This window comes from Oceanihabitans sediminis (genome assembly GCF_003337215.1).
Taxonomy (GTDB): domain Bacteria; phylum Bacteroidota; class Bacteroidia; order Flavobacteriales; family Flavobacteriaceae; genus Oceanihabitans; species Oceanihabitans sediminis.
Genome location: NZ_QPIG01000001.1, coordinates 1,013,824 through 1,035,894, shown reverse-complemented (window position 1 = coordinate 1,035,894; position 22,071 = coordinate 1,013,824). Strand labels below are relative to the sequence as shown.

Annotated in this window: 22 protein-coding genes and 1 tRNA gene; 7 read left to right on the top strand and 16 right to left on the bottom strand. The window is 33.6% G+C overall.

Annotated features, from left to right (window positions below):
• Positions 1-65: 65 nt before the first annotated feature.
• From DU428_RS04645 to DU428_RS04630, 4 genes are all read left to right on the top strand, one after another.
• Positions 66-638, top strand: a complete 573-nt coding sequence (locus DU428_RS04645; protein WP_072350026.1) for a Crp/Fnr family transcriptional regulator — start codon at positions 66-68, stop codon at positions 636-638.
• 112 nt (positions 639-750) lie between these two features.
• Entirely contained in the window at positions 751-2,124 is a 1,374-nt protein-coding gene (locus DU428_RS04640; RefSeq protein WP_113966209.1) for a TolC family protein, read from the top strand.
• An 18-nt stretch (positions 2,125-2,142) separates the two neighbouring features.
• Positions 2,143-3,099, top strand: coding sequence for an HlyD family secretion protein (locus tag DU428_RS04635; protein ID WP_072349975.1), 957 nt, complete (start codon positions 2,143-2,145; stop codon positions 3,097-3,099).
• A complete protein-coding gene (locus tag DU428_RS04630; protein ID WP_072349976.1) occupies positions 3,099-4,277 on the top strand; it encodes an ABC transporter permease in 1,179 nt (392 codons plus the stop codon). Before DU428_RS04635 ends, DU428_RS04630 begins: the two co-directional genes overlap by 1 nt.
• Before the next feature lie 41 nt (positions 4,278-4,318).
• On the opposite strand, the gene DU428_RS04625 is transcribed toward DU428_RS04630, so the two are convergent.
• The 6 genes from DU428_RS04625 to DU428_RS04600 all read right to left on the bottom strand — a co-directional run bounded on the left by DU428_RS04625 (position 4,319) and on the right by DU428_RS04600 (position 10,618).
• Positions 4,319-4,753 carry a hotdog fold thioesterase gene (locus tag DU428_RS04625; protein ID WP_072349977.1) on the bottom strand — a complete coding sequence of 145 codons (435 nt, stop codon included), beginning with the start codon at positions 4,751-4,753 and terminating at the stop codon, positions 4,319-4,321.
• 155 nt (positions 4,754-4,908) lie between these two features.
• Positions 4,909-5,784 carry a pseudouridine synthase gene (locus DU428_RS04620; RefSeq protein WP_113966208.1) on the bottom strand — a complete coding sequence of 292 codons (876 nt, stop codon included), beginning with the start codon at positions 5,782-5,784 and terminating at the stop codon, positions 4,909-4,911.
• Positions 5,785-6,094: 310 nt separating this feature from the next.
• Positions 6,095-7,006, bottom strand: a complete 912-nt coding sequence (locus DU428_RS04615) for a geranylgeranylglycerol-phosphate geranylgeranyltransferase (RefSeq protein WP_113966207.1) — start codon at positions 7,004-7,006, stop codon at positions 6,095-6,097.
• Between the two features lie 54 nt (positions 7,007-7,060).
• A complete protein-coding gene (locus DU428_RS04610) occupies positions 7,061-7,990 on the bottom strand; it encodes a mevalonate kinase family protein (protein WP_072349980.1) in 930 nt (309 codons plus the stop codon).
• 273 nt (positions 7,991-8,263) lie between these two features.
• Positions 8,264-9,346, bottom strand: a complete 1,083-nt coding sequence (gene mvaD, locus DU428_RS04605) for a diphosphomevalonate decarboxylase (protein ID WP_072349981.1) — start codon at positions 9,344-9,346, stop codon at positions 8,264-8,266.
• Between the two features lie 57 nt (positions 9,347-9,403).
• Positions 9,404-10,618: a BaiN/RdsA family NAD(P)/FAD-dependent oxidoreductase gene (locus DU428_RS04600; RefSeq protein ID WP_113966206.1), complete on the bottom strand. Its 1,215-nt coding sequence runs from the start codon at positions 10,616-10,618 to the stop codon at positions 9,404-9,406.
• A 145-nt stretch (positions 10,619-10,763) separates the two neighbouring features.
• Here DU428_RS04600 and DU428_RS04595 point away from each other — a divergent pair, with 145 nt between their 5' ends.
• Both DU428_RS04595 and DU428_RS04590 read left to right on the top strand, forming a co-directional pair.
• The gene (locus tag DU428_RS04595; protein ID WP_113966205.1) at positions 10,764-12,380 is read left to right on the top strand and encodes a Kelch repeat-containing protein; all 1,617 of its coding nucleotides are present in this window, start codon (positions 10,764-10,766) and stop codon (positions 12,378-12,380) included.
• Positions 12,381-12,415: 35 nt separating this feature from the next.
• Positions 12,416-13,261 (top strand): SdiA-regulated domain-containing protein, encoded by an 846-nt coding sequence (locus DU428_RS04590; RefSeq protein ID WP_072349984.1) that lies wholly within the window; start codon positions 12,416-12,418, stop codon positions 13,259-13,261.
• Between the two features lie 55 nt (positions 13,262-13,316).
• Here DU428_RS04590 and DU428_RS04585 read toward each other — a convergent pair.
• A tRNA-Leu gene (locus tag DU428_RS04585) sits at positions 13,317-13,398 on the bottom strand.
• 118 nt (positions 13,399-13,516) lie between these two features.
• On the opposite strand from DU428_RS04585, the gene DU428_RS04580 reads away from it, so the two are divergent.
• A complete protein-coding gene (locus DU428_RS04580; protein ID WP_072349985.1) occupies positions 13,517-14,905 on the top strand; it encodes a dipeptidase in 1,389 nt (462 codons plus the stop codon).
• A gap of 181 nt (positions 14,906-15,086) precedes the next feature.
• Here the strand turns inward: DU428_RS04580 and DU428_RS04575 are convergent, their stop codons facing one another.
• The 9 genes from DU428_RS04575 to hemW form a co-directional block, all read right to left on the bottom strand.
• Positions 15,087-16,460, bottom strand: coding sequence for a M28 family peptidase (locus tag DU428_RS04575; protein WP_113966204.1), 1,374 nt, complete (start codon positions 16,458-16,460; stop codon positions 15,087-15,089).
• A 155-nt stretch (positions 16,461-16,615) separates the two neighbouring features.
• Positions 16,616-17,194: a PhnA domain-containing protein gene (locus DU428_RS04570; RefSeq protein ID WP_113966203.1), complete on the bottom strand. Its 579-nt coding sequence runs from the start codon at positions 17,192-17,194 to the stop codon at positions 16,616-16,618.
• Positions 17,195-17,254: 60 nt separating this feature from the next.
• Positions 17,255-17,533, bottom strand: coding sequence for an STAS domain-containing protein (locus tag DU428_RS04565; RefSeq protein WP_072349988.1), 279 nt, complete (start codon positions 17,531-17,533; stop codon positions 17,255-17,257).
• A gap of 51 nt (positions 17,534-17,584) precedes the next feature.
• Positions 17,585-17,863, bottom strand: a complete 279-nt coding sequence (locus tag DU428_RS04560) for an STAS domain-containing protein (protein ID WP_072349989.1) — start codon at positions 17,861-17,863, stop codon at positions 17,585-17,587.
• 204 nt (positions 17,864-18,067) lie between these two features.
• Positions 18,068-18,892, bottom strand: a complete 825-nt coding sequence (locus DU428_RS04555; protein WP_072349990.1) for a hypothetical protein — start codon at positions 18,890-18,892, stop codon at positions 18,068-18,070.
• Between the two features lie 152 nt (positions 18,893-19,044).
• On the bottom strand, positions 19,045-19,407 hold the full coding sequence (locus DU428_RS04550) for an MmcQ/YjbR family DNA-binding protein (RefSeq protein ID WP_113966202.1): 363 nt from the start codon (positions 19,405-19,407) through the stop codon (positions 19,045-19,047).
• A 2-nt stretch (positions 19,408-19,409) separates the two neighbouring features.
• Complete coding sequence (locus DU428_RS04545; protein ID WP_072349992.1) at positions 19,410-20,021, bottom strand: DUF4230 domain-containing protein; 612 nt, start codon at positions 20,019-20,021, stop codon at positions 19,410-19,412.
• A gap of 87 nt (positions 20,022-20,108) precedes the next feature.
• Entirely contained in the window at positions 20,109-20,861 is a 753-nt protein-coding gene (locus DU428_RS04540) for a cyclase family protein (RefSeq protein ID WP_113966201.1), read from the bottom strand.
• A 51-nt stretch (positions 20,862-20,912) separates the two neighbouring features.
• Entirely contained in the window at positions 20,913-22,055 is a 1,143-nt protein-coding gene (hemW, locus tag DU428_RS04535) for a radical SAM family heme chaperone HemW (RefSeq protein WP_113966200.1), read from the bottom strand.
• Between the last annotated feature and the right edge of the window lie 16 nt (positions 22,056-22,071).

Sequence of the window (22,071 nt, the reverse complement as noted above, 5' to 3'; positions counted from 1 at the left end):
CTTACTTGAATTTACAACGGAAAAACTTTATGTTTGGTATCTTACACAGCCAAACAAACCTCCTTATGAGTATATCTGCGTTTTTATTAACACTAGTTCCTTTTACCAAAGAAGAATTAGAAGATATTCTGTCGCATTTTAAAAAAGAAACCGTTTCTAAAAACAAGGTTTTAGTAAGCCAAGGAGATATTTGTAATTATTTATATTTTTTAGAAGAAGGCATGGCAAGAAGCTATTATCTTAATGATAGCGGAAAAGAAATAACACAGTGGTTTTTTGGTGTGGGCAAATTCATGACAAGTGCCGATAGCTTTTTTCAGCAAACCCCAAGCTTATACTATTTAGAAACTTTAGAGGATTGCATTTTGTATAGCATTTCAAAAAGCCAAATCGATATGCTTTTTGATAAATATCCTAAAATGGAAAAACTAGGAAGACTTGCTACAACAGAAATGCTAACTAAAATAGTAAACAAACTCAACGCTATTCAATTTCAAACAGCAAGAGAACGCTATGAATATATGCTTGCTGAATTTCCAGATATAGCCTACCATGTCCCTCTAGGGCATATAGCTTCTTATTTAGGAATGACACAAGAGACCTTGAGCAGAATAAGAAAAAACAATTCTCAAAAATAACCCAAACCCACCACAACCTACTCATTTTCAAAACTTTCATTATTTGATATTGGTCAAATGATATCTCCTAAAATTTTACAACCTTTGCATTGTATCTATAAAATTATTTACAATGAATATAAAGCATGCTATTATAAAAACCTTGCTATTTTCCTTCCTAGCAATGGTACCAACTTTAACTATGGCACAAGATTTAGATCCAGTTTTAAAGGATTTAATCCATAAAGGCCTTGAAAAAAATCATCAAATAAACGCTAATCGTCTAGAAGGAGAACAAGCTAAAATTGACCAACAACTAGCAAAATCGGTTTTCTTACCTAAAGTAACCTTTAACGGAAGCTTCACAAGACTGAATGACGACATTACATTTGACGATGAAACACAAGTCCTATTAAAAGAAACACAAAAACTGGTTATAAAAGAAGCGCTTGGCTTACCTTTTAACGCGCCATTTCCAGAAAACATCCCTTTACAAGATGCACCAAACCTACAAGACAAAAATATTTTAAAATCGTCGGTAGATGTAGATTGGGTTTTGTTTAGCGGACTAGAAGCAAGCAACGCGCTAAAGGCTAGTAAGCACAAAGAAGCTTCTTTAAACTATGTAGGTATGGCAGAAAAAGATAAGCTTGCCCTACAAATTATTGAAGCCTATGATAAGCTTGCTTTGGTAAAAGCATCTAAACAAGTGCTTGATAACACAGAAAACTATTTAAACGAACAAGCCTTCTACGTAAATAAAGCTATTGAAAACGGTTTGACTACACCAATTAGCAGAAAGAAAATTGAATTAGCACAACAACAACTTGAGGCTAAAAAATTAGAATTTGAGCATAACAATATTTTATTAATTGAAGTGCTTCACCAACTAACAGGAGAAGCTAGAGAAAACCTAAGAATGTTACAACCGCAGTTAGCATCCTTTGTAGTTGCATCCAATGCTAATATTGAAAAACGTTACGAGGTAAAAGCTTTAGAAGAAGCTGAAAAAGCAACACTTTATAAGGCTAAAATGGAAAAAAGTAATTTTATCCCAAAAGTAGCCATGAAAGGACACTACGAATTTATTGAGGATGATTTATCCTTATTAGACCCAAAATGGTACGTTGGAGTTGGCGTTAGATGGAATATTTTTGATGGAAATCACGCAAGATTAAAAAGCAAACAAACTGCTTTAGAAGGTCAGAAATACCGTGATAAAATTGAAGAAGCAGAAGAAATGATTTCTTTAAGCATTATTAAATCAGAATTAGAATACCAATCGGCGCAGCAAAACACCCTGATAGTTAAAAAAGAAATTGAAATTGCAAACGAAACCTACGAACTAGTTAACAAGCAGTACAAAAACAACCTAACATCTATAACAGAGTTGCTAGATGCTTTAAACGATGTAGAAAAAGCAAATTTCAAACTACAAGAATCTTATTTTAACGAAAGAAGAGCTTTAGCCAATATGCTTCACGCCAAAGGAACACTTACTTACTAACTAGAAAAACATATAGAAATGAAATTATATAACAACATATTATTAGGCTGCCTTGCCCTACTCGCTTTACAATCTTGCAAAGACGATCAAATAACAACCTTAAGAGGAAAAGTAAAATTTGAAACTATTTCTGTAAGCGGAAAAGTTCCTGGAAGAGTAGAAAAGCTTTATGTAACAGAAGGACAAACTGTAAAAAAAGGAGACACTCTTGCTTTACTAGATATTCCGGAAGTACATGCTAAAATGATGCAAGCTGAAGGAGCTATAGCTGCTGCAAAAGGACAGTTAGATATGGCTTACAACGGAGCAACTTCCGAGCAACTAAGTCAGATTGAAGGAAAACTAAACGCTGGAAAAGCGCAATTAGACTTTGCTCAAGAATCTTATAACCGACTAAAAAACATGCTTCAAGACTCATTAATTAGTCAGCAGCAATTTGACGAAGTAAAAATGAAACTGAACATGGCAAAAGCGCAAGTTGATGGTTTAGAAGCAAAGAAAAAAGAAATTATAAAAGGAGCTAGATCCGAACAAATACAACAAGCAAAAGGGCAATTAGACAGAGCATTAGGAGCTAAAGAAGAAGTGCTTTCTGCTTCCAATGAACAGTATTTAATTGCACCAGCAAACATGTCTGTTGAAACTATTAGTTTAGAAGAAGGCGAACTGCTAACTCCAGGCTACACGCTATTTAACGGATACAAAACAGAGAGTGTTTATTTCCGATTTACCATTCCAGAATCTAAGATTTATGATTTTGAAGTAGGTCAAGAATTAACGCTTGTAAATCCGTATACAAAAGAAGAAACCAAGGCTAAAATCATTGCTATCAAACAGCTTGCACAATATGCCGACATCACAAGTACAGCTCCTTTATACCAATTATCAGAATCTATTTATGAGCTAAAAGTGGTTCCTGCAGAAGATGTTTCGGGACAAAAATTTTATACAAACGCAACTATTCTAATCAAGTAATGAAAAAATTCAAAAACTTATTGAAGATAGAGTTCAAACACATTTTTTCAAATAGTGTGTTGATGGCTATCTTTTTCGGAGCTCCAATAGGCTACGGTATTTTATTTGCTTTTGTATATCAGCAGGCAAAGGTTACCGATTTACCTATTGTAATTATCGACCAGGATAGAAGTCCGATGTCCGATAAAATGATTGATGCTTTTGAAGACAACGAAGGTTTATTTGTTACCGATGTTAGACCTACCGATGGAAACATTCGTGCAGAAATGCCTACCGAACAATATATAGCGGTTATAACAATACCTACCGATTTTGAAAGGAATATTCTTCAGAAAAAACACCCTGAAATTCGTGTAGATTTAAATATGACGAATATTTTAAACGCTAACACAGCGAGTAACAATATTAACAGAGTCTTGATGACGCTTAATGCCGGTGTAGAGATTGAAGGATTGAAAAAACAGGGACTACACCCAAATCAAGCTAAAGATTCCTATGAAAGCTTTAAAATCAACTTTAACAAGCTTTATAACTCTTCAGGAAACTATGTTACTTTTATGCTACCTGGTATTCTAGCAGCTATTATGCAACAGGTAATCTTTTTAGCTATGGCCTTAGTGTTTTCTAGAGATTTTGAAAGTGGATATTTCTCAGATCTTATACAAGAAAGTAAATCGTCTTTATATCATATCTTACTAAAAGCAACACCATTTTTGTTAATGCTTCCAATTATGTGGTTTTTTGTAAGTATGCTATTTGTGTACTTTAATATTACCGTAGATATTTTTAATCTGCCTATGCTAGTATTAACGGTGGTATTCACACTAGCTTCTATGTTTATTGGAATGCTATTTTCTATTGCAATTCCTAGTCAGTTGAAAGCTACCGAGCTACTAATGGTAATTTCAACACCTGCTTTTATTTTAAGTGGTTTTACATGGCCAACATCTGCCATTCCAGATGTTATAACAGGCGTAGCGCAGTTTATACCGGTAACGCAATTTTTAAACGGATTTAGAAAAATTGGATTTTACGGAGGGGATTTAGCTTCTATAAGTCTTGAGCTTACCAACCTATTCTTAATCATTCTTGTAGCTTTTGTAAGCATGGTAGTATTGCTACAGCTAAAGATTAATAAAACAAAAAAATCTTCTTTAGAAGAAGCTAATATAGCTTAAAGAAGATTTCTTATAGATTGTATGTGGATTAAGCGTTTAGCTTAATCCGCATTTATTCCCATTCGAATAAAATTATATACACCTTTTCCTTCTGCTATTAAAACGTCGTCTTGAAAGGCTTTCATTTTAACTACTAGAATTCTATTACCTAGTCTTACAATCTTCCCTTCTACTAAAACATCTTTTGCTTTAGCGCCGTGTAAATAATCTATTCGCAAATCGATAGTAGAAAGTTTATCTTCTAAAGAAGTAAAATGCATGGTTCCTACCAAACCTCCTAGAGAATCCATAACCGAAGCAATAACTCCACCATGCCATCTGTTATTTCTAAAATCGCCAATTAAATCATTTTTAAAAGGAACACGAACTCTAGTAAAGTTATCTTCAAGCAATTCGACTTTAACACCTAGAAACTTATGAAACGGAATTGTGTTTTCGTAAGTTGATTTAATAAAAGCTATTTTTTGATCTTCCATAGAATAGATTTTTTATGTGGCATAAACTTAAGTAATTCTTTATAAAATAGCATTTGCACATAAGCATTATAACCTATTATTAACACTTAGTAAAAAGCAAAAAAAAATATGCTCCCAAGCAGAAGCATATTATTTTATAATCGGCTAAAAAAAACCTATAACATTTTTAAAGTATTTAACTCTTGTTCTGTTAAGTGTTTCCAATGTCCACGAGGAATATCTTTTTTGGTAAGGTGTCCAATGGCAACACAATCTACACTAATAACATCGTATTTTAAATAATCAAAAATAGTACGAATAATAATATTTCCAGTGTTTTTGATTTTAAGGCCTATTTCTTTTTTAGATGCTCCATCTATATAGCTTATTTCTTCTACCGAAACTAGTTTCCCATCAATTTTAAAGCCGTCTTTAATTTTCTTAAAGTCTTCTGCTTTTAAATTTTTATCTAATTCAATATGAAATAAACGAGGCACACCATTTTTAGAATTGGTAAATTTTTTCACGATCAAATCATCATTGGTAAATAACAATAATCCCTTACTATTTCTACCTAACCTCCCTATTGGTTTAATTCTAGAGGTAGTTGCATTGGCAACTAAATCCATAACCGTACGACCTTTTCCTTCGCTTGTTGTAGTTGCAAAACCTTTAGGTTTATTCAATAAAACATAGGCTTTTTTCTCTGGGTTTATTCTAGCTCCGTCAAAACGAACCTCATCGTCTAACTTTACTTTATAACCCATTTCTGTAACTATCTTTCCGTTTACAGAAACTAGCCCTGTTGCTATATGTAAATCTGCATCTCTTCTAGAACACATGCCAGAATTAGCCACATATTTATTTAATCTAATCTCATCTGGATTAGAGGATCTTTTTTGTGGTATTGCTTTTTTTATTGGAGCATTTCCTCTAGCCGAACTCTTTGGTTTGCCAGTAGCTTCTCCTCTTGCTGAAGTTTTCCCCTTATTTACATCCTTTCCTCTACTTGAAGATTTTCCTTTTCCTTTACTTCCTTGTTGTCTACTCATGATTAATCTACTAATTATTTACATCTATACTTTTATTTGCGATGTATGAACTTGCAAAGATATAGTATAAATTATGATTTATGTTTGTTGTGTTCTGATTTTTGATGTAATACAATTCTTGCGTTAGCGATTGTGCAATTGTTGGAGCTCTTTTTGTCTTTACACACATCTTACTTACTTTATGACATTTAGCTTTAAATATAAAAGTTTTATAGCAAATAATAAAGACAAAAAAGCGACTTGCTAAAGCGCGGTGCTACGTAGTTAAAACGGAGTAGCAAACGCCCAAATGATAAAAGAATCTGTATAATTAAAGGGCAACCAACTTGTTTAAAAGCAGACCTACATCTATAAGTAAAATGCTAAAAACTCCTGCAACGATGATGAATTTCAGGATATTGTGAAGAACTAAAAACTGGGTTTTTGTTTTAGATTTAAAAAGTAAAAACAGAAAAACTAGGAGTAAAAAAGCCGCTAGATAGAAGAAGTAATCCATTCTTCCAATTTCGTATTTATACACTAGCAAATAGGTTGGAATTAAAGTAAGCGCACACAAACAGCTAAGCATAATTTTGGAAGCCTTTTCCCCATAAACTATTGGAATGGTTTTATAGTTTAAAGCCAAATCGCCTTTCATATTTTCTAAGTCCTTTACCAATTCGCGCATAGAAACTATCAAGATCAAGTAGCTTGCATGTGCAAAAATGACTTCCTCAAAATTTTTATAGTATAAGAAAACGGCGAAAAACGGTGTAATAGTTAGTATTGCCGATACAACATTACCTACAATTGGCAGTTTTTTTAGTTTGTGTGAATAAAACCAAATAGCAAAAATATAGGTAGAAAAGAATAAAACGGCTTTAAACGAAACCGCACTAGCCATGATTACCGCTAAGAAGTTAAGCACAAAGTAGAAAGAAAGTTTGGTGTTTTGACTCACCAATCTATCTAACATAGATTTTTCTGGCCTATTGATTAAGTCTTTTTCTGAATCGTAAAAATTATTGATAATATAACCACCTGCAATGGTTGAAGCTGAAGCTAAAACTAACATAAGAAGTTGCAGATCTAAAACCACATCGCGAACGGGTTTATCATGCGCTAAAATATATACAGAAGTAAGGTATTGCGCTAAAACTACAATTAACACATTGTATCCCCTCACTACAGAAAACATGCTAAAAAACTTTAAAAGAATATGCTTCTGTCTGCGGGTGAACATAAAAAAGGGTTTAATAAATTCCTGAAAATTTTCAGAAAGGTATGACTATAAAACCTAAAAATTATAAACTACCTCTAACTTATAATCTTTAAGGGATTGTTTTGCTTTTTCAAAGTTTTCTGTAAAACCTAGAATATAGCCACCACCACCAGAACCACAAAGTTTTAGGTAGTAATCGTTAGAATCAATTCCTTTTTTCCAAAGCTCATGAAACTGTTTAGGAATCATTGGTTTGAAGTTGTTTAATACTACTTTAGAAAGTTGCTTGGTGTTTTTGAAAAGAGATTTAATATCTCCTTTTAAGAAATCGTCAACACAAGCATCTGTGTGTTTTATAAATTGGTCTTTTAGCATATTACGGAAACCTTCTTGTTTCATGTTTTCCATAAAAATACTAACCATTGGTGCTGTTTCACCAGTCATTCCGCTATCAATTAAAAACACAGCTCCGGTTCCATTACTAGTTTGTGAAGGAATTCCTGCTGCCTCAATATTATCTTGCGAATGAATTAAAATTGGAATACTTAAATAACTGTTTAAAGGATCTAACCCCGAAGATTTTCCGTGGAAGAAAGATTCCATTACAGAAAAAATGGCTTTTAGCTGTAATAATTTCTCACGAGTTAGGTTTTCTAAAACAGTAATCTTATTGGTTGCATACTTATCGTAAATAGCTGCTACCAATGCTCCTGAACTTCCTACTCCGTAACCCTGAGGTATAGAAGAATCAAAATACATTCCTGCTTGCACATCTTCCTCTAATTTTTCAAAATCAAAAGAAACAATGCTTTTATCTATTTGCTTAAGATGCGTTACAAAACGCTTTAAGCTTTCATTAGACTTTACAGCTTGTTCTGTTGAAGAATCATCCATCTTTAAAGCTCCGTTATAAAAGCTATAAGGGATAGATAATCCTTTGGAATCTTTAATGATTCCATACTCCCCAAAGAGCAGTATTTTTGAGTAAAATAGAGGTCCTTTCATATGATAATGAAAAATGTATAATTTATAAATAAAAATTATTGTTTGCCGTTTAAAAAATGCACTTCAATAATGTAATAATTCTGTTTATTCTGTAGGTATTTCACCCAAGCAACAAGTGGTTTTAATTGCTTTCTGCCTATTGCTTCTGCGTCAATTCTTTATAAATATAAACAATATCTGCTGCAAAATTAAAACTTTTTGTCTAAATAATATTTTCTTTTCTAACAACTTAACTTCAGTTTAACCGAACTAAGCTGCGATTTTAAAATATTACTACTTCATTAATTTTGCTCCAAAGCCAATTCTGTCGCAAATATAATGCCCGTTTTGACAATACACAACTAATTCATTCTTAATAAATTCCATGCATTTTTCAGCTTCCGCTTCAGGGTATAAAACATGTACATTTGCTCCAGCATCTAAAGTAAAACTGATATGTAGTCCGGTATTTTTTCTAAATTCCCAAATAGCATGAATGATTTTAAGCGTATTTGGCTTCATTAAAATAAAATACGGCATGCTTGTCATCATCATTGCATGCAGCGTTAAGGCCTCACTTTCCACAATTTCTATAAACTGCTTTAAATCACCAGTCTTTAAAACTTCTTTTAGCTTTGTTATGTTTTCTTCGGCTTGCAAAAAACGTTGTTTAGCAAAAGGGTGCTGATACATCAGGTTGTGACCTACGGTGCTACTCACTTGTTTTTCCCCTTTATCTACCAATAAAATAGTGTCGTGGTATTTTTTGAAATTCTCATGAACTTCATAAGGATATTTTATTCCGAAAAGATCAGAACTACCTGCTATTTCACTATGTTCTCCCCAAACAATAAGATCGCCTTCTATACTTCTACATGCAGAACCCGAACCTAAACGAGCTAAAAAAGATGCTTTTTGATTAAAATACGTTTCGCTAATTTCTGGCTGAAGTTCTTTTTCTATACTCATTAAGCACAAAGCCAAAGCACTCATTCCAGATGCAGAAGATGCTATTCCAGAACTATGAGGAAAGGTATTAGATGTTTCAATGGTAAAATGGTATGCCTTTAAAAATGGCAGATACTTTTCTATTCTTTTGAAAAACGTTTCGATTTTTGGTTTAAAATCTAGGTTTTTCTCTCCTTCAAAAATCACATCAAAAGAAAAACCTGAAGTATTTTCTTTTTTAGAATAACTTAAACTTGTTATGGTCTTACAAGCATCAAGCGTAAAACTAATAGATGGATTTTCTGGTATTTGGTGTTCTTTTTTCCCCCAATACTTAACCAATGCAATATTACTAGGTGCAGACCAGGTGATTTTTCCTGATTCTAAATGGCTATTGTAGGTTGTGGGAATAAAGTTTTCTGCTTGCATTAAATTAAATTTTCAGCAAAGATAGTTTATAATTCTATTCTGTTAAACTTATAGCTTTTAGGATTTAGAAATATGCTGCGCTGCAATATAAGCGCCTGTCCATGCATTCTGAAAGTTAAACCCTCCAGTAATGGCATCTATATTTAATACTTCACCTGCAAAGTATAGGTTTTCATGCAGTTTACTCTGAAAATTTTTAAAGTTAATCTCCCTTAAATCAACGCCGCCAGCCGTTACAAATTCATCTTTAAAGGTGCTTTTACCATCTACTTTAAAAATAGCTTCGGTAAGTTGTTTCGCTAGCGCTTCCAACTGCCCTTTATTTAAATCTGCCCAACGAGTTTCGGCTGAAATGGAAGCTGCTAACACCAATTGTTGCCACAAGCGTTTAGGCAAATCAAACTGTGCTGTTTTTAATACAGTCTTTTTTGCTAAGTCAAATTTCAGTTGTTTTAATGCTTCTATACAATCTTGAAAAGATCTTTTTATGAAATTAATTGCAATCGAGAATTTATAATTTCGTTTTGCTAGTTCGACTGCTCCAAAAGCAGAGAGTTTTAAAATAGCAGGAGCACTCATGCCTACATGCGTGATAAGTAACGGACCTTCAGAATACAAATCGGAATCCACCACTTTAACCTCTACATGCTGAGCTACCACACCTGGAATTCCTTGTATGCGTTTATCTTTTATATCGAAAGTAAAAAGCGAAGGAACAGGTGGAATAATTGCATGGCTTAGTGTTTCTAGAAGTTTCCACATTTTCGGACTACTTCCTGTAGCTACTAAAAGTTTTTTAGCTTGAAATTCATCAGACTGTGTTTTAATAAGCCATGAATTTTCTTGAGGTATAATCGATTTTACAGTTTGACTATAAGCAACATGCACCTTGTGCTTTTTTGCTAAACCTAAAAAACAATCTATAATAGTTTGAGAGGAATTAGATTCCGGAAACATTCTTCCATCTTCTTCAATCTTTAAAGCAACCCCATTATTCTCAAACCATTCAATGGTATCTCCAGTCATAAACTGATGAAAGGGGCCGCGAAGCTCCTTTTCTCCTCTAGGGTAATTTTGCACCAATTCCTGCGGAATAAACTCTGCATGCGTAACATTACAGCGTCCTCCTCCAGATATTTTTACTTTCTGAAGTCCTTCTTTTCCCTTCTCTAAGATGGTTACCTGCAAATCTGGATTTTGCATTGCTATATTAATTGCAGCAAAAAAACCAGCTGCACCACCTCCTATTATTATTACGTCTTGTTCTTTCATATTATTTTAAAACAGGACAAATTTACCATTATTAAATCATAATCTTCTTGGATTATTTTTCTTTTAAAATGTTAAAAAAAGCTTCTCATACAGCTATGTATTTAAAATTAAACTACCTTTATATCAAGCTATTAATCAGTTTATTATGAAAAAAAGAAGATTTTCAATCTGTGACACCCCCTATCCTAAACTTTCTAGTTTTATTTTTTTTCTACTGATATATGGGTTTTCCCAAAATCTGTATGCACAAACTTGGCAGGAAAAAAATGAAGATGAAAACTATACGGCAAGACACCAATTCGGTTTTACACAAGTAGGTGATAAGTTTATTATGTTTGGAGGGCGTGAATCACCAACAGTATTAGATGTTTATGATTATAACACAAACACATGGAGTAACGGAGGTGCAGCACCAGTAGAGTTTAACCACTTTCAAGCAGTAACTTACGAAGGACTAATCTGGGTGATGGGCGCATTTAAAACAAACGAACCAACGCCAGAACAATCTACAGACTATATTTACATGTATAATCCTTCTTCTGAAGAATGGATACAAGGCATAGAAATTCCTAACGATAGAAAAAGAGGCGCTGCAGGTGTAGCTATGTATAATAATAAATTCTACATCGTTGGTGGGAATGTAAACGGACATAACGGAGGCTATGTTGCTTATTTTGATGAATTTGATCCTGCAACTGGCACTTACACGCAGCTAACAGATGCTCCGAACCCGAGAGATCATTTTCAGGTAGTCGTTTATAACGATAAACTTTATGCGCTTAGTGGTCGACTTTCAGGAGGGCCAGATGGACTTTTTAAACCTCAGGTACCAGAAGTAGACGTTTATGATTTTACAAGTAGCACATGGACAACCCTACCTGCAGCTAGCAATATCACACACCCTAGAGCAGGAGCCGCAGTTGTATTATTTCAAGATGAAATATTTGTCATCGGAGGTGAAACCACTTTTGGAAGCACCACTGGAAACAACGGTCAAAGAGATATTGTGGAGGCCTTTGATCCTGTAACAGAAACTTGGACAACCAAAGCAAGCTTAAACTACAGAAGACACGGTATTCAAGCCATTGTTTCTGGAGATGGAATCCATATTGCAGGCGGATCTGAAGGCGGTAACTCTATGAAAAAAATGGAGTATTATAATATAGACAACCCAACAGGCAGCCCGAATATTAACAGCATTTTCACTCCTGACGAAACAACAAAGCTGTTTCTATATGGCGAAAACCAAGGAACCGCAAACATTCAAATTACGATGTCTAATACCACAGGCACCACAGGAACCTATATAGATAACGTGACTATTTCTGGTGCGAATTACACCTTAGATGCTAATTATGATAATCGTTTAGTTGGCGCAAATCAAAACATGATAATCGAAGTTACTTTAAATGACACCACGCAAGAAACTAGCAGCGGTGTGGTTGTAGTTACCTATAATAACAATTATACTCATACTATTTATTTAGAAGGAACATTAGACCCTAGCTTAACCATAGAAGACAATGAAAGTTTCACTGATTTGATGGTTTTTCCGAATCCTACAAACAGTCATTTTTCTCTAAACAAAGCAGCTACAGAATTAACTTTATTTGATATTAGCGGAAAACTAATAAAAAAGTTTGAAGGAGAATTTCAAGCAAATCACAGATTTGATATTTCAAATATATCTCAAAGCATTTATTTTCTGAAAGTTAGAAACAAAAACCATAAAACACAGACACTAAAAATTATTAAGTTTTAAATTCTATGTAAATTTAGCATCCCAAAAGCTAAAACATGTTTAAAAAACTTTTTATTCTAGTAATTCTTTTACAATTTAGTTGTAAAACAAAAGACTTAAGAACCTTAGCAGACTTACCTAGTATCCTAAAGGAAGTTTCAGGTACGGAAGTAATAGAAAACTCCAATACCCTTTGGATGGTAAACGATAGTGGAAACAAACCTATCTTATACGGATTAGACAGAAAAGGAAACATAAAAAAAGAATTAAAGATACAAGCTAAAAACAATGACTGGGAAGACTTAACTAGCGACAACGAAGGGAATATTTATATAGGAGATTTTGGAAACAACGATAATAAACGTAAGAATCTAACTATCTTAAAAGTTCAAGCAAAAGATTTAAACAGTGAATCTAAAGTTGCTATCGAAAAAATTTCCTTTTACTACCCAGAGCAAAATAAATTTCCACCTAAAAAATCGAACCGTCATTTCGACTGCGAGGCATTTTTCTTTTATAAGGACAGCCTGTATTTATTTACAAAAAGTAGAGACAAAAGAGATTTCGGAAAAACGAACTTGTATAAAATCCCTGCGAAAGAAGGCAATCATGAAGCTAAATTTATTAGCTCTCTTACCACCTGTAACGAATCCCATTGTTGGATTACCTCAGCAGATATAAGTAGCGATGGCAAAAAAGTGGTTTTACTAAGCTCTAAATCCGTTTGGCTCTTTACAGATTTTGAAAAAGATGATTTTTTAAGCGGAAGGCTAAAAGAATATTCATTAGGATTTATTTCTCAAAAAGAAAGCATCAGCTTTAAAGATAGTACCTCTGTTTATATTACCGATGAGAGAAAAAGCGGTACTGGAGGAAAACTATACGAGTTTCCTTTAAACTAAAACCCTGATTTACAGAAAACAAAAAAGCTAACTCTTTTGAGTTAGCTTTTTGTTGTACAGGCGGAGAGACTCGAACTCTCACACCTCGCGGCACTAGATCCTAAGTCTAGCGTGTCTACCAATTCCACCACGCCTGCTTGATACCGATTAAATCGGGATGCAAATATAAACAAATGTTTAAAAAAACAAACGGATTTTTTTCAAAAATTAAATTCTTTTCAATTTTGTACTTTTGTATAAATCAAAAACAACAATATGCAAGACATTAAAAAGTATGTAGATCAGCATAAAGACAGATTTATCGACGAACTAATAGAGCTTTTAAAAGTTCCTTCTATTAGTGCCGACTCTGCCTATAAGCAAGATGTATTAAATACAGCAGAAGCTGTAAAAACCAGACTGGAAGAAGCAGGTTGTGACCTTGTAGAGGTTTGCGAAACCAAAGGCTACCCAATTGTATATGGTGAAAAAATTATTGATAAAAACTTACCTACCGTTTTAGTATATGGTCATTACGACGTACAACCACCAGATCCATTAGATTTATGGAACTCCCCTCCTTTTGAGCCTGTAATTAAAAAAACAGACTTACATCCGGAAGGAGCTATTTTTGCTCGTGGTGCCTGTGATGACAAAGGACAAATGTACATGCACGTAAAAGCATTGGAACTAATGACCAAAACAGACCAACTACCTTGTAACGTAAAGTTCATGATTGAAGGAGAAGAAGAAGTTGGAAGTGAAAGTCTAGGAGATTTCCTAAAAGAAAACCGCGAAAAACTTAGCAACGATGTTATCTTAATTTCCGATACCGGAATGATTGCTAAAGATGTTCCTTCTATCACAACAGGGTTACGCGGATTAAGCTACGTAGAAGTAGAAGTTACAGGTCCTAACAGAGATTTACACTCTGGTTTATATGGTGGTGCAGTAGCAAACCCAATTAACGTACTCAGTAAAATGATTGCTTCGTTACACGACGAAAACAATCATATTACAATTCCTGGTTTTTATGATAAAGTAGAAAATCTTTCTGCAGAAGAAAGAGCAGAAATGGCTAAAGCTCCTTTCTCTTTAGAGAATTACAAAAAAGCTTTAGATATCGATGCTGTTTACGGAGAAGCAGGTTATTCTACCAACGAAAGAAACTCCATCAGACCTACTTTAGACGTAAACGGGATCTGGGGAGGTTATATTGGTGAAGGTGCAAAAACAGTAATTGCAAGCAAGGCTTATGCTAAAATTTCTATGCGTTTAGTACCAAACCAAGATTGGGAAGAAATCACACAATTATTCAAAAAACACTTTGAAAGCATTGCTCCAGAAGGCGTTAAAGTATTAGTAAAACCTCATCATGGCGGACAAGGTTATGTTACACCAATTACTAGCGTTGGATACCAAGCAGCTAGCAAAGCTTATGCAGATACTTTTGGAAAAACACCAATTCCGCAACGTAGCGGAGGAAGTATTCCTATCGTTTCGCTTTTTGAGCAAGAATTAAAAAGCAAGACCATTTTAATGGGATTCGGGTTAGATAGTGACGCAATTCACTCACCAAACGAGCATTTCGGCGTATGGAATTACCTAAAAGGTATTGAGACCATTCCGTTGTTTTATAAGTATTTTACTGAATTAAGTAAATAATTTTATTGGGGTGTTTCCTCCTTTTGTTTAGGCAAAAGGAGGTCGCGCTTTCCATTATATCTTTTTTTGCCATATATCGAAGCAAAAAAAGGATGCCATTGCAATCGCTAACACAAAAACTTACTTCCATCAGAAATACTAGTTAGCCAATTGCATTTCTTTTTACAGAAAAACAAAAACTTTATTCCTTTACTATTTTAGAAACCTTATACTTATTACTCGCTTGGATTTTCAAAAAGTAAACTCCAGCATTTAAAGCACTAGTATGCAAAATAGTTTGTTGTTTCTTAGAAGTTTCTTTTATAATTACTTTTCCAGAAGCATCTAATAACTCTAGACTAATTTCGTCTATACCTGCAACCGTTTCAATACTTAGGTGATTTTTCATTGGATTAGGATACACAGATACTTCCCCTTCTTGAAATTCCGCAAGCCCTAAAGAATCTATAGTAATACATGCACTTCTTTCCACACAAGAACCAGAGCTAACCTCCACAGCATAATTTCCGTTTATAGTAGGAATAAAGGTCTGATTCGTTTCGCCAGCTATCTCCGTATTAGTATCACAGTTTATCCATTGGTAAGTAGCATTTTCCTGACTAGCAATTAGCGCATTCGTATTTTGTATAACCGTATTATCTACAGCTACCAAACCAGCCTTTGTAACCATATACCCCATAACCAACTTAGTAAGTTCATGGTAATACGGAAAATTTAAGGTAGCATATCTATCTGCCGAACTATGATAATAAGGTGTTTGATCATTGGTTTCCCATGACTCCCCAACCAAAACTGCAGAATACCCCTCATTCCAAAATTTAGAATGATCACTTGCAGAAGTTCCAGGATTCACAACATTTGCCACTAAATTAAATCCGTAATCTGTATTGTTTAAGACAGATATAATATCATCTTTCATTGCAATAGAATTGCCTATGTTTCTAACATCGATATCAAAATTATTGTCATTATCTCCGTCATAACCCATCATATCCAAGTTCAAAACCCCTAGAATATTATCGTTATTTGCTGCTGCCTGACTCGCATAATAAGCTGCCCCTCGTAAACCTACCTCTTCTTCATCCCACAAAGCATAAACAATGGTATTATCTAGACATTGCGTGGATAGGATTCTAGCAATTTCTAAAACAGCTGCTGTTCCAGAAGCATTATCATCTGCACAATAATCTGCCATAGAATCATAGTGCGCACAAATTATATAAATATCCTCCGGATTGGTTTTACCTAACTGACTTGCTATAACATTTCTCCTACCAGCTTCTCCGTTTATCAATTGATTACTAACGTTGATATTATCCAGCTTCTCTAGTTTTTCAAATAAATAATCGGCAGCCAACTCATTATTTGTATGTACACGGTTTATTATAGTTACTTCATTACCGTTTACTATGGTAGACTGTTCTCCTGTAAACTCTCTTAACGTTAACTGCAAAGAGTCTAAACTCACTTCATTTATAATATCTGTTATGGTTTGCGCATAACTAACAGCAGAAAGAAACAAACAACATAAAACATTAAACAACAACTTTTTCATAACTAGTATTCTGTAATTATAGGACGCTAATATACTGCAATAATTCTTTTAACTTAAAGAACAGTATATAGGTGAAATAAAAAAGCAACTATTAAAACAAAAGAGTTTCAATAATTGCCTTTTAAATAATTAGATATATAATCGTAAGGTAATTGTTATAATTTCTTCACGTATTCGGTAATAATCACAATTTGTGTTCCACCCACTTTACCTTCTATATACGTTTCGTTTTCACGATCTAAACGAATGTTTCTAACTGCAGTTCCTTGTTTTGCGACCATACTAGAACCTTTTACCTTAAGGTCTTTAATAAGCACAACAGAATCTCCCGTTTCTAAAACTACTCCGTTCACATCTCGGTGTACTAACTTATCTGCTTCATCTTCTCCTTCACCTGTAGCTTTTGCCCACTCTAATGTATCTTCTTCTAAATACATCATGTCTAATAAATCTTGAGGCCATCCTTCAGCACGTAAGCGAGAAAGCATTCTCCAAGCAACAACTTGAACCGCTTTATGCTCACTCCACATACTGTCATTTAAACATCTCCAATGGTTAGGATCTGTTGTATCTGGATTATCAATTTGGTCTATACAAGTTTTACAAGCCATTAGGCTTTCTTCTAAACCTCCATTTTTAATAGGAAGCACTTCATAAACACTAATATTTTCAGTACTTGTACATAGTTCACATAGCGAACCACTACGTTTTTGTAAATCTCTCTCTAAACTCATCTAAGTATATTTTAAAAAACAAAAATACACTTATTATCATTGTAGTACAAACCAAAAGCCTTAAGCTATTTTATGAATACCTAAGCGATTTGGTAAACCCTTATTATTAAAACCTATAACAGTCAGTTTTATATTTTTTGAAAGTGCTTCATTATGTAATTGCGCTATTGCAGCTACTCCCTGATTATCTATAGCTGTTAAGCCATTCAAATTGATGGTTAGCTCGTTTTCCTTTTCAAAAACATTATTGAATTCCTTTTTAAAATCTCTAATATGCATCTTGATAAGGCTACCTTCCACCTTATACTCCTGATCCTTCCCTGTTATTATAAGCTTCATAAATCTATATTCGTTTAACTAAATTCCTAAAGTGCCTAATTAAAATTATTACTAAGCAGCATCAATAGTTTTTAAGTGCTCAAACATTTCTTTACTTCCTAAACCTGTTATGTAAAATGGCTTTCGGTTGATTAAAGACTGTTTATAAATTTCTTCAAAAGCAGATACACCAACGTGATCTATTCTTTTAAGTTCGTTAATATCTATAACCAACTCGTCGGTAGAATGAAAGATATTTTTAAAATGAGATTGGAATTTTTCGACGTTTGATTTATCAAGTACTCCTTTGACTTGAAACGCCTCTAGTGAATTTGTGATTTCTAGTGCCATATTTTTTAGTTTTAAATCTATAAAAAAGGTAAAGCGCTATTAATCAGAATCAAATATAGATGAATATATTAAGACGCCTTCATAATTTCGATGAATGGCTTTTATACTTGGTCAATACTTTATAAGAGCAAGTTTTTCCTACAAAAAAGAAGAATCATTTAATAAAACAATTCTTCTTTTCTAATCTAAAAACAACATTACCAATTAAATACCAGACACATAAGTGTAAATATAGTCTCCATGATACGCAGTAAAATATCTTTTTGCTTTTTCTTCAAAGGCTTTTCTTTTACCCTCATCGGCCCAATGCTTTTTAAATAATTCTCCGTTATTTTTCAACATGTCATCTAAATCATCTAAAGAGTCTAAATAAAACGCTTCAACAAACTCCGTCTTATCTGCTCCCCATGCGTGTACATTTGGATAATATCCTTTTATATACTGATTTTTATGAAACACGTTTTCTATATATTCTTTATAAAAGGCATCAAATTCTTTTTTACTTCCATCTTCAGGAAAAGCAAAATGGCTTTTTCTAACATATAGAACAAGATCTTTAGTAGGTTTTTCAGTTAAAATCTTAGCACCATCCATAGGAGCATAAATTTCATCGGAATGCATATTAGCATAATGAGAACCTAACTTCTTAAAAAAGTCTTTTCGTTTAGCATCGTCTGGCCAAGCCAATTTTCTTAGCTCCTCATTTCTTAAAACCGCCTTATCAATTGCATCCCAAGAAGGGTAGGTATGCACGTAAAGTAACTCGGTATTATCGGCAGTAAAGCTATGCAAATAATAGCCTGCACTAATAATATGTTCGTTTTTCCTAGTCACCTTATCCATAACTTCTTTTTCCATAGACTTCCAGGTGTCCATATCAAAATCTTCCATATCCATATTCCAATGCATCGTAGTAACTACTACATACTTGGGTCTTTCAGGTTTATCTTGTGAGTAAAGTGCTGAGGAGGGAATAAGTAACATTAAAACCAATGTTACTAGCCAAAAGTTTGTTCTTCTTGTTTTCATAATCTCAAAAATTTAAATTAGTTTAAATAACTTATAAGTAGATTTAACTAAAGATTTGAGATGTACGCCGAGCTTAATCGAATTAATAATAATGGTTTATAAAACCATGTAAATTTACGCAATTAAAAACAAACATACTGGTAATCAGTATTTTATTTTATAGTGTCACGTAATTTTTTAGGAATTCCCTTCAGTACCATATCATAAGAATGGTCTATAAGTTCTAGAATAAACTTAGTGGGTAATTGGCTATTGTGAAGTTGTATAGTATTCCAATGTTTTTTACTCATATGGTAGCCTGGGGCAATACAAGGATGTGCTGCACGAAGCTCTTGTGCATACTCTGGATTGCACTTTAGGTTGATAGATTGTATTCCTTCTTCCCAAGCTTTTAAAGATGTTAATAAAAACATTTTATCAAGAACTTTAAATACCAAAGTGGTTTCATCAAAAGGAAAATGCTCTGTCACTCCCTTTTTGTGCAGACAGTATTCTCGAAGCTGCTCGATATTCATGACTACTTTTCTATTCGTTTGGTTTGTGTTTCCTCTAACTTTAAAGCAGAATAGTCTAGTTTCCAACCAATAGTTTCCACTATGTTCTCTATAAGCAGAATGGTTTCTAAGGCTTCCTTTTGTGCCACTTGAATTAATCCGCTAGCAGGAACCTTATCTATAATATGTTGCTTAGCTTCCTTATGGAGACCGGTTAAATCCGAAGATTCAAACTTATTAAAATAACCCTCTTTTTTATCGTAGTAGTTTAGGTTTGTTTCTACAGTAAGCACTTCTGGTTGCGGAAAATGCTTTAGTATAATCCTCTTGTTTTGCTTATCTGCTTCCAACTGAATTTTACTTAAATCATACCCTATATGAGCTTTTGCATTAATAACAACCAAAGCCTTCTTTTTACTTGAAACCAACTTTAAGAATCGTTCTTTTACATCTTCATAATGGTAAATTTCAGCAAAATCTCCTTCCACCGTAATAAACTTACAAACGGTTTTAATTTTATCTAGAAGTATCAGAGATTGCGAATCTACTAACTGCTTTTTTTTAACCGATTTGAAATAGGTATAAACTCCCAAACTAGCTAATGCTCCGATAATAATTCCTAAGAATGCTTCCATAAATTTATTCTTGATTCGTGGGTTAAATGTGTGATTATTGGACTATCTACAAAATTTAAGCCATAATAAACACCACATTTAAAATTCTTACTTCTCTATAATTTTATACAATATTGGCTTACTAGGGGAAGCATCATTTTCAAAAGGAGCTATTTGTAAATTTAAAAAATAGGTTCCGTCTTCCACCGTATTAGGTACAAATATAAATTCGGTAATAGTTGCTTTCAATCGTACTTTCTGGCTAGTATTCCAAAAGGCATTATGCGCTAACAACTCTCCGCCATCCTTTTCCTTGTCTACACTAGGCATATCCACCAAAAGGTGGTCAACTCCTTTTTCCCTTAAATAAATTGCAGCCTCCTCTAATAAATAAGGCGGATTGGTATGCGAATACTGCTTAGATAGTTTTTCTGAAGTATTTGGGAGCGTTCTAATAATTACTGCTTTTCGCTTTTTATTCCCTAAAGCAAATTGCAATTGTTTTTTAGAAATCACAAAGTCCTCCCCCTGCTTTTCTGGTGCAACAGTAATGACTTCAGCTAAAAAGAAAAACTTCTGTAAACTAGTATTTATAGAATGCACTTTTTCTACAATATGACCAACACACTCGGTATGCGTACCATGTGCATGTGGATTAAAATAAATATTATTGAAATTAATACTTGCCCCTTCTTTTACACTTGCAATCCACCCTTCATCTTGCACAGGCTCTATCTTAGGGCTATCAATATACCAAGCATTTACGTTGTTTTTGGATGCAATAAGCGGTATCGAAATATCTATAGGTTTTGAGAAATTGATCTTATATTTCTGAGAGTTCGTTTCAATGGTTGCAATCATCTAAGCTGAATTTATCTAAATTATTTTTTAAAATCTGTTCTTTCAAATATACTAAATCATAAATAGCTCAGAAGCAATTCCGTCAACTAAAAATGCCCCTTTTAAAGTTGTTTTTAATATTTCTGTAGTCTCCATTGCTGCCTGTTTTACTTCTAATAACTCCTGATCTATATATTTCTGGGAAGCTTTTAATATATATTTTAAATACACTTCGCCAAATTCTTGTTCTATTTTCTGTAATGAAACACCCCAAATCGTTCTTAGGCCAGTCATCACATACTCATTATACCGATCTTTGGTACTTAATGTTTCAACAGTACTTGGCAGTATATGCTTCTGAATATCTTGTATGTATTTCGTATTGTTTGCTACATTCCAACTACGCTGTGTTTTACTAAAGGAGTGTGCCGAAGGCCCTATACCGATATAGCTTTTCCCTTTCCAGTAACTGGTATTATGCTTAGAAAAGTAGTTAGGTTTTCCGAAATTGGAAGTTTCATAATGAACAAAACCTTGTTTTCCGGTTTCTGAAACCAAGTGATTAAAATGCTCTAAAGCTAAATCCTCATCTATTGGCGGATAACTTCCTTTTTTAATAAAAGTAGCCAAAGCCGTTTTAGGCTCTACCGTCAAGGCATAACTCGAAATATGATTTATACCAAAACGAAAAGCTTTTTGTAAATTTTGATGCCATTTCTCAAGAGACATATTCGGAATTCCGTATATCAAGTCAATGGTAATATTATCGTAATATTGCCTTGCAATTTCTAAACACTTTTCTGCTTCATTAGCATTATGTGCTCTATTCATGCTTTGCAAATCCTCCTCAAAAAAAGATTGAATTCCGATGCTTAATCGGTTGATAGCCGTTTTAGATAGCGATACAATTCGATCTTCTGTTAAGTCATCCGGATTAGCTTCTAAGGTTATTTCAGGATTTTCAATCACTTGATAGTGTTTCTGAATCGCTTTTAGCAATAATTCTATTTCTTCATTAGAAAGTAAAGACGGTGTACCTCCTCCAAAATAAATGGTTTCAATTTCTTGATTTAGCAACTCCTCTTTACGAATTTCTAATTCTTTTACAAGTGCCTGAATAAGCTCTTCCTTCTTCTTCATAGAAGTAGAAAAGTGAAAGTCGCAATAAAAACATGCTTGCTTACAAAACGGAATATGTATATAAATACCTGAGATACCTTTGGGTTTTAAA